Here is a 9,206-nt window from a genome sequence, read left to right on the forward strand (position 1 = left end):
CAGATCCAGTACCGCCCGGACCTGGTCGACGGCTGCCTGGCCGGCACCGGCCTGATCACGGACGACTGACCGACATCACGAATTCAAGTTCAGTAATTGGGATACGCGAACTGAATCGCTCGTATGGATGCGTCGGCGAGGTCGTCTGCTGGGACACAACACCACGTCGGAGGAGGATCGGTGCCGGAATTGTGGGCCGGGACGGACGCCGGGAAGGCCGAGCACCACTGCACGGTCATCGACGCCAACGGGACGACGCTGCTGTCGCGGCGTGTGCCAAACAGCGAGGCTGAACTGCTCGAACTCCTCGGTGACGTATTGGGGATAGCCGACGGCGGCCCGGTCACCTGGGCCGTCGACCTGAACGCTGGCGGGGCCTCATTGTGGATCGCGCTGCTGGTCAACCACGGCCAGAAGCTGCTCTACATCCCCGGCCGGACCGTGCACCACGCCTCAGCGGCCTACCGGGGCAGCGGGAAGACGGACGCGAAGGACGCGTTCATCATCGCCGACACCGCCCGCATGCGCCGTGACCTGCAGCCTCTGCAGGAGCTCGGTGAGATCGCAGGAGACCTGCGGATTCTGACCGCGCGCCGGATCGACCTCGCGGCCGACCGCACTCGCGCGATCAACCGCCTCCGCGCGCAGCTGCTGGAGTACTTCCCTGCCCTGGAGCGTGCCTTCGATCTGAGCACCTCCAAGAGCGCGCTGATTCTGCTGGCCGGCTACCAAACTCCGGCAGCCCTGCGAAGGATCGGCCGGTCGCGGCTCATGACCTGGTTGAAGAACCACGGCGTGCGCACCAGCACCGCTGCCAGGAGCACCGCCGAGGCCGCGGTGACCGCCGGAGAAGCCCAGTTCACCGTCGTTCCCGGGGAAAGGACCTGCGCGCGGATGGTCCACACGCTGGCCGCAGCGGTGACGGCCCTCGACGAAGAAATCTCGGAGCTCGAAGCCCAGATCGAGGCCCGGTTCCGGGAGCATCCCGACGCAGAGGTGATCACCAGCATGCCCGGCATCGGCATGACGCTGGGCGCCGAGTTCATCGCCGCTACCGGTGGAGACATGTCTGTGTTCGGTAGCTCCGACCGGCTCGCCGGTGTGGCCGGCCTGGCCCCGGTCCCCCGCGACTCGGGCAAGGTCAGCGGTAACCTCCGCAGGCCCCGGCGCTACAGCAGGCGACTGCTGCGAATGTTCTTCTCTCTGCCCAGGTCGCCACCGTGTACTGCCCTGAATCGAAGCGGTACTACCAGCGCAAACGCGCAGAGGGAAAGTCCCACAAGCAAGCCGTCCTGGCCCTCGCCCGGCGCCGCCTGAACGTGCTCTGGGCCCTCCTGCGCGACCACAAGCTCTTCGAGACCGCCCTGCGGCCCGCGCAGGCGCGACAGCGATATGACCCGACCACAGTGGGTCACTACCGCCGCTTGACAACACCATTGGGAATCAGTGGCCACGCTGAAAACGCTCACTGGATACCGCGGTGTAGGTGCGGTTGCGGGAGCCCCATGCCACCGGACTGGTATCCACCGGGGCGCCCGGCGGCTGCGAACTGCGCGCCTCGGGTGCCTTCTTCGGGTGGGTCCGGCACCCCTTCACGCCCTCCGACGAGCGGTACCTGCGGTTCAGCGTCGCCGCACTGGAGGACGCCAACTCGGCGAACCGGGCGCACGATTACGGGGCCTTCGGGGAGGCGCGCGGGAGCGCATGACCCTGCGGCCGACAGTTTCCTCGCCCCCGGGAAGAGAAGGGGCCCGGCCCTCCCGAGTGGTCTCGGGAGGGCCGGGCCGTGTCATGCGCGGCCGATCGCCGCCGTTCTCACCAAGGGCTCCGCACCCTGACGCCGAGGGCCCGGACGCGGTCCTGGGCCTGCGGGTCGAGCTTCAGCAGCAGGTCCTCGCCGACGACTCCGTCGCGCCGCCAGATGGTGCAGAGGGTCTCCAGACCCGCTTCGGCGACCTCCGGCTCCGCGTCGGCCGAGGTCTGCACCAGGGCTTCGACGACCGGCCTGCCCTGCAGTCCCGCGACCGCCCGTGCCATCCGGGCCCGCTGCTCCGCAGGGACGGCCGGGTCGGCGAGCGAGCGCAGCACGTCCGCCGTGTCGCGGGCGTCCTGGCAGGGCAGCACCCACACCAGGTACACGAGCTGCGCGCCGAGCACGATCAGGTACTGCAGTGGCACGAGCAGGGCCACGGGCAGCAGCAGGACCAGAGGCAGCACGATCAGCCAACCGCCCCGGATCCGCGAAGGACCGCCGGTCGGCGGCTCGAACCGCCGACCGGCCAGCAGGACGAGTACGACCATGGTCACGACCGTCAGGAGCGGCACCACGATCAGCCCCACTCCCAGCCCCGCGCCGAACGACGCCCAGAAGGGATCATCGCCCAGAACGGGCAGCACCAGGGCCGCGGCCACCCAGCCGAGAGCGGCGGTCATGACGTAGCGCTGTAGGCAGACCCACAGCCATCTTCCCGTACTCATAGCAGCTTCCTCATCTCAGCAGCTCTTCGTGCAGGTGCCATTGACCCACGTCCGGTCATCACGGTCCTTGTAGAAGAGGCCGTCGAGACCGTCGGGGGCATCGTAGCCGCTGGTGTGGGCCATGCTGTCGTGGGCGATCCACCGCGGCTTCTGGTGCTTTTGATACTGCACGACCTCCATGTCCGGATACGCGTTGCCCGTGCGGCTCACGGACACGGAATCCTTGGTGGGCGTGACGTTCAGCCAGTTGTCGACCGATCCGACCCACATGACCGGCTGCACGCCGTGCACGCTCACCTTCAGGGACTCCGAGGTGGAGCCGTGGTCTTGGAGGACGTTCTTGCCGGTGAGCGTCCGGAAGGCGCTGTGTTCGAACAGGATGGGGAGGGCCGGGACCATCTGGGAGGCCACATCCACCTCCATAGGGGCGCCGCCGGTCGCGTACGACGAGATGGTGCGCTTGCCCGGCATGGTGTGGGACGGCGCCACGTTGAAGACGACCTCGCCGGAAGCCGTGTCCCACCAGAGGACCATCCGGTAGGCGGCGTTCGGGTCGTCGGTCGGACCGCGGTTGTCACCCAGCAGCATGGGGAACTTCGGGATCATCGACATGGCGTCGTATGTGTGGATGTAGTACCGGATCATGATGATGCCGCGGTCTTCGCCCGGGTCCACGTACGTCGTGAAGGTCTGGCCCCCGTCCTCCGTGCCGCCGTGCATCGAGTCGTCGGCGTCGTTGTAGTCCTCGTTGTCCTCCGTCATGTCCTCGATGTGCTTGCCGTTGGTCCAGCCGCCGCCACCGCAGTAGCCGTAGCTGCCGCAGCTCTCGAGACCGGTCGGGTCGCTGAAGGTGACCGGACTGTTGTTGGCGTAGCTGTAGCCGTTGAGCGACTGATGCTGGTCGAGGCTCAGCACCGGGTCGACGCTGAGGAACTGGCCGAGGGCCGAGTCGTACTCACGCGCGCCGATGTGGGTCAGGCCCGTGCTCTTGTCCTCCGGCTTGCCGAGGAACCGCTTGTCCTCCGGCCAGTTGGCCGCCTCGGGTCCGCGTGCGGATCCGAAGGGGGTCGTGTACCGCTTGGACACCGTCTGGGTGTCGTCCGCGGAGACCGCGAGGGAGGACGTTCCGTGGGCGTCGCCGGCCACGAAGGAGAGCTTGGCGGTGCCGGATTCGTTGGTCAGGACCGCGACCTTGACGCCCGAGATGCTGTACGAGCGGGTGGCCCACTTCTTGGCGCCCTTGAGGTGCACCTCGTTGGAGCCGGTGTACAGGATCGTCTCACCGGCCGGGTCGCGGCGGATCAGGAGTTCGCCCTCCGCGTCGTAGACGTAGTCCGTGGCAGCGGCTCCCTCTGTCAGGTTGCCGAGCTTGCCCTCGGCGCCCCAGACGAGGTCCTGGGAGGTGGCGCTGCCCGGGGTCTCGGCGCGCTTGGTGGTGTTGCCCGCAGCGTCGTAGGTGTACTGCGGGGTGACACCCGCGCAGGTGCCACCGGTGGTGGTGGACGCCAGGGCGTGCGGGCGGGCCGGGTCGTAGCAGTAGGTGCGGGTCTGCGGGGTGCCGGTGTTGGTCTTCTCCGTGGCCCGCTGGCCGGACGCGGTGTAGGTGTAGCTGTTCCAGTAGGGGGCGGCGCCGTCGAGGTTGGCAGCGGTCCGCCCGGAGGTGGCGCAGTCCGCGGTCTTCGGGGTCCAGGCTTCGGTCAGGCGGCGCTGGGCGTCGTAGGCAAAGCACTGGTTGTCGGCCTTGGTGAAACCGCTGAGCGGGGCCGAGTCGAAGATCGACAGGACGTTGCCGGCCTGGTCGTATTTGTAGGTCAGCTCCTGCAGCATGCCGTTGTGGGTCTGGTCGTTGACCGTGGACTTCAGCAGACGGCGGGTGCCCTCCTCGTAGGTGTTGCCGATGAACGTCTTGCGCACGCCGACGGCCGCGGAGCGGGCCAGGGTGAGCTGCTCGATGTCACCGAGCGGGGAGTACGACGCGTTCTGGACGTAGTCCGTGGTGCCGGACAGCCCCTTCGGGAGGCCGAGGGCGCTGTAGTTCACCTGGAGGGTCTCGGCGGGCAGACCGCCGGCCGCGGGGGACGCGGTGGTGTTCGGCGTGCCGTCGAGCCGGTAGGTCTCCGTGTGGTCGGAGGTCGCGGTGATGGCGCCCGAGGTCACGAGCGGGTCGTCGGACGGGAGGGTGAGACGGGTCGTCGCCGGACGGCCGAGGACGTCGTAGGCGATGACGGACTTGATGTAGGCCTTGCCGTTCAGGCCGCCCACGTAGCGGATGGCCTCCGACGGGGAGCCCTTGCGGACGGTGTCGTACGTCCATGCCGCGAGCTTGGTGGCGTCGGACTTCGGGGACGCCCACAGGCCGGTCTTGCGGCCGAGTTCGTCGTAGCCGTACTCCAGGACCGTATTGCGCGCGTCCTTGGCGGTCGCCACCTGGTCCAGAGCCGTGTAGGTGGTGGTGCTCTTCCCCTTGTCGGGGTCGGTGGTGGTGACGGTGCGCCCGAACAGGTCGTAGGTGTACGTCCACTTCGCGCCGTCTGGGCCGGTGAGCGTGGCCTCCTTGCCGTCCATTGTATAGGTGTGGCTCACGCGCGTGTACGGGGTACCGGGCGCGGTGCCGCCGTATGCCGGGTCGTCAGGCGTGGTCCCGCCGTAGGTGCGGACCTCCGTCGTCCGGCCCAGCGCGTCGGTGATCATACGGGTGGCCGTGCCGCCCTGGACCGCCGTCTTGGCGGTCGAGTCGCCGGTGTAGCCGGTGGTGGTGGTCTGCTTCTTCACCCCGTAGACCAGCAGGTCCACGGTCGTGGCACGGCCGAGCCCGTCGAAGACTGTCTGGGTCTGGGCGGGGGTGCTGCCGTACTCGGCCCGGGCGTAAACGCCCTCGGGCGCCTTGTCCTTGTCCCAGATGTCCGCGTAGGACTCGTAGGCCAGACCGCGCGAGTCGTAGCGGGTGTCGGTCAGGATCCGGCCGCCGCCCGGTGACGGGCTCTGGGTCTGGAGCGGGCGCAGCAGGGCGTCGGAGATCGAGTAGACGGTCTTGTAGCTACCGTCGGCGGCGAGGGTGCCCTTCGAGGTCCACGGCTGCTTGCCGCGCTCCAGCAGGTACCCGTACTTCAGGTTCGGCGACTGGGACTGGGCCCGGTTGGGGAGCCAGGTGGCGGTGATCCGGCCGAGGCCGTCGTAGCTGTTGTAGGTGGAGGCCATGTTGGCCTCGATGGAGCGCACCACGGAGCCGCGCAGGTCCGTGTAGGTGGACGTCTTGTACTGCTGGCCGTTGGCGGCGAGTTTGGGCGAGGTGACCACGGCGACCTGCAGCGGACCGGCTGCGGCGGGCGTGTACGCGGTGGTGGTCGTGTTCCCGGCCGCGTCGATGGTGGTCAGCGGGCGGCCGAGCTTGGCCGCCGCCGTGTCGTAGACCGTCCGGGAGGTGGTTTGCCAGCCGGCGGCGCCGGCCGGGTTGCGGTCGGCGGTACCGCTGGCCGCCGGGTAGGACTGGGCACGCCCGGTCCAGGTGGCCAGGCCCAGGGTCGGGGTCTGGCTCGCCGTCCAGGCGGTCGCGGCGGTGTCGTCGTAGACAGTGGCCGTGTCGGACAGCACGTCGCCACGGGTCGCCGAGGTGGCAGGCAGGCTCAGCTTGTCGTCGGTGACGGAGCACAGGGCGCCGACGGTGCGTGTCCGGGAGGTGAGGGACGTGATGCCCTTCGCGTCGTTGCGGGCGTACCAGACGCGGGTGCAGGTCTCGTCGCCCGTCTTGGCCGTGTCACCGTGCGAGGAGGTCTGCGTCTTCATGCCGTAGACGTCGTCGTACGCGGTGTCGGTGCGGGTGGTGCGCCAGGTGTTGGTGGCGGTGAGGAGGGTGTGGGAGTACTCGGTCGCCGTGCCGACGTAGTAGGCCTTGGCGTTCGCGTACGACGCCTGCCGGCTCGCGGTCTCCTTGCTCCAGGGGTCGGAGATGGTGACCGAGAGGGCGTTGGCGCCGTCGTAGGTGATCTGCTGGCGCTGGAAGCCTGCGTACTGGCCGTCGTCGTTGGCGTCGGGGATCGTCAGCCCGGTGACCGGGACGGCGGAGACGACGGTGGTGCGGGTCTCGCTCGTACCCTTGCGCATGTCCCCGCGCATGCCCTGCATGAAGACCTTGACGGTCTTGGAGCGGGTCTTGCCGGTGGCGCCGGTGTAGGCGGTGACCTTGCCGTAGCCGCGCCAGTCGGACCAGGTCCGCTCGTCCTCGGGGGGCAGCGGGTCGTCGTTGTAGTGCCAGCCCGGGTTGGCGTACTCGTAGGCGTACTCGACGAGGTCGTTCTGTCCGGCCGGGTCCGCGACGGTGACGGCGCTGACGTTGTACTTGTGGAACCAGTCGAGCTTGGGGTCACCGCCGTTGATCGGCCAGTAAACCGGGTAGCAGGACAGGGAGTTGTCGTCCTCGGCCGCCGGCATCTTCGTACCGCGCACGCACTCCGGGTTGGACAGCGTGACCGTGGTGATCGCGCCCGTTTCCGACGTGATCGTGTTGATGCGCGGGCGGTTGAGCGGAACGATGTCGTCCCCGTCGACGTCCACCCGGTTCGGCTTCATGTGGTAGGTGAAGTCCACCGGCGGAACCTCGGCCGTACCGCCGTTCTTACCGGTGCGCTTGATCGACTTCAGGACCAGGGTCTGGTCACTGGTGTCCCCGAGGTCGCCCGGGTCGAGGTATTCCTGGGTCAGGTCGAAGGTGTCGACGGGCGCGTAGCCGTCGGGCTCGAGCGCGGTGGACCAGGCGTACGTGCTGATGCTGCTCATGCGCTTGCGGGTGAAGAAGTCCGGGGCGAGTGCACGGCAGTCGGTCTCGGTCGCCGAGCATATCGCCTCGAAGGGGACGTCGGGCCAGTCGTCCGAGTTGTCCTTGGTCAGGTCGTCGCAACTCGCGGCGAAGCAGCGTTCCTTGTAGTCGAAGACGACCTTGTGCGAGGCCGTCCCGCTGAAGAGGGTCTCGGCGCGCTGGCCGTAGCGGATCTCGGAGAGGTAGCCGCCCCGGGTGTACGCCGCGAGGTTGGTCTCGTCCCTGTTCTTCGCGTAGTTGTTGGTCTCGGCCGCGTACCAGTAGGTGGCGGCGTTGCCGTGCGCGTCCTGGACGAGGTCGAGGTTCCAGCGCCAGGCCTGGACTTCGGAGCGGCCCGCGAACGTGGAGCCCTTGCCGTAGCCCGGCTCGCCGGCGTCGTCGCCGAAGACCGGGACCGTCCAGGTGGAGTTGGTGCGCTCGGAGCCTGCACCGGGGAGCTTGTTCAGACCGAAGGTGTACGTCGTACCGTCGCCGGTGACGACCTTCCAGTACTCGCCGTCACCATCGCCGTTGTCGGCGCCGCCGCCCCAGGTGACCTGGGAGGCATCGTCGTTCTTCATGCGCCACTTGCCGGTCGCATCGTCCTTGACGAGCTCGGTGGCCTTGCCGTTCAGGACCAGGGAGGCGTTCTCGTACTTCCAGCAGAAGTCGTGCTTGTCGGTCTGTCCGTCGTCGTCGCAGGAGCCGTACCTGCGCTCGACGTAGGAGGATGTCAGGTCGAAGCCCTCCCCGACCTGGGAGCCCTGGTTGTTGGAGTTCGCCGTCCGGCCGTCGATGCTGCCGGTGCTGTACGAAAAGGAGAGCGCGGGCACGGGACCGGCCGCGGCCGGCGGGACCGCCAGAGGGTAGGACCAGGTGAAGGCGCCCGAGGAGGCGCCGGATTCCCAGCTGGAGGATGCTGCGAGAGGGGTCGCTGCGTAGTCGCCCCCGCCCTTGGGCGAGGCCGTTTCCGTGGCCATCAACGCGAAGACGGCCGGGGCCTGAGCAGCAGGCGCGGTGCTTCCGGCCGTCGGCGTGGAGACGGCCGCGGGGCCGGCGGACAGTGAGGCCACGTCGGCCGTCACGGTCTGGTTTGCCAGGCTGTTGACCGAGGGCACCGGGGTGGCCTTGCGGCACTCCTGCTTCTCGGGTGTGGTCAGTGCGCAACCGGGTAGGGCGACCAGGCCGAGGCGCTGGGACCAGCCGCCGCCGACGGCCGAAGCGAAGGATCCGTAGTCGATGCTGACCTGGGCCGGGCCGGAGGTGTCGGCCGTGGCGGAGAACAGCACGCCGGTGATGCCGGCCCGTTCCGCTGCCTTCTGGTCGAGCACCTTGACGATGGACTTCCCAACCCGGCTGGCCTGCGTCGGTGCGACGGGCGCGACCGGGCCGACGGGGGCCCCGGCACGGAGCAGCGGGCTCTTCACCCGCGCGATGGGCCGTACGTCGACCAGCGGTCGGGAGCCCGCCCGGGCGGCCGAGGCATCCTGGACCAAGGTGGCGGCCTTCGGCCAGGCGGCCTTGGCCTCCCGGCGGGCTCGCTCGGCCTGGGCCTTGTTGGCGGCCTGGTTCCTGGCGACCAACTCACGTGCTTCCTTGGCACCTTGAGCCTTGACCGCCCGGACCTTGGCGTCCTTGTGCGGGGCGGCCTTCGGGGCGCCGGGACGGTCGGCTGCGACCGCGACGGGTGCGAGGGCTCCCGGCACCGTGAGGGCTAGGGCCAGGGCGGCTGCCAGGGGCAGCCGACGGCGGATTCCTCCGCCTGGTGAACGGCTGGACATGAACGCTCCAAGGGAAAAGGGGTGCATGAGAGCCGTGGGGGGGGGGGCGGGGGGGGGGCGCGCGGGGGCGGGGGGGGGGGGCGGGCGGGCGGGGGGGGGGCGGGGGCGCCCCCGCCCGCGCGGACGTCGGGGCGAGACAGCGACGGCCACGCGTC

At 69.3% G+C, this 9,206-nt stretch carries 3 protein-coding genes and 1 pseudogene; 2 read left to right on the top strand and 2 right to left on the bottom strand.

The window, feature by feature from the left end:
• Nucleotides 1–180 precede the first annotated feature (180 nt).
• Nucleotides 181–1,373 (top strand): annotated as a pseudogene (locus tag ACFVGY_RS02365) (IS110 family transposase); the annotation flags it as partial.
• A 113-nt stretch (nucleotides 1,374–1,486) separates the two neighbouring features.
• Nucleotides 1,487–1,708 (top strand): hypothetical protein, encoded by a 222-nt coding sequence (locus ACFVGY_RS02370; RefSeq protein WP_385669866.1) that lies wholly within the window; start codon nucleotides 1,487–1,489, stop codon nucleotides 1,706–1,708.
• A 107-nt stretch (nucleotides 1,709–1,815) separates the two neighbouring features.
• Here ACFVGY_RS02370 and ACFVGY_RS02375 read toward each other — a convergent pair whose 3' ends face one another.
• Together ACFVGY_RS02375 and ACFVGY_RS02380 are read right to left on the bottom strand one after the other, a co-directional pair.
• Nucleotides 1,816–2,478, bottom strand: coding sequence for a hypothetical protein (locus ACFVGY_RS02375; RefSeq protein WP_385669639.1), 663 nt, complete (start codon nucleotides 2,476–2,478; stop codon nucleotides 1,816–1,818).
• A 15-nt stretch (nucleotides 2,479–2,493) separates the two neighbouring features.
• A complete protein-coding gene (locus ACFVGY_RS02380; protein WP_385669642.1) occupies nucleotides 2,494–9,051 on the bottom strand; it encodes an RHS repeat-associated core domain-containing protein in 6,558 nt (2,185 codons plus the stop codon).
• Nucleotides 9,052–9,206: the final 155 nt, after the last annotated feature.

This window comes from Streptomyces sp. NPDC127106 (genome assembly GCF_042677605.1).
In the GTDB taxonomy this organism is placed as follows: Bacteria; Actinomycetota; Actinomycetes; order Streptomycetales; family Streptomycetaceae; genus Streptomyces.

Bases quoted from the DNA above. Each gene is read 5' to 3' on its own strand.
- ACFVGY_RS02375 (WP_385669639.1), bottom strand. From the start codon at position 2,478: ATGAGTACGGGAAGATGGCTGTGGGTCTGCCTACAGCGCTACGTCATG.
- ACFVGY_RS02380 (WP_385669642.1), bottom strand. From the start codon at position 9,051: ATGTCCAGCCGTTCACCAGGCGGAGGAATCCGCCGTCGGCTGCCCCTG.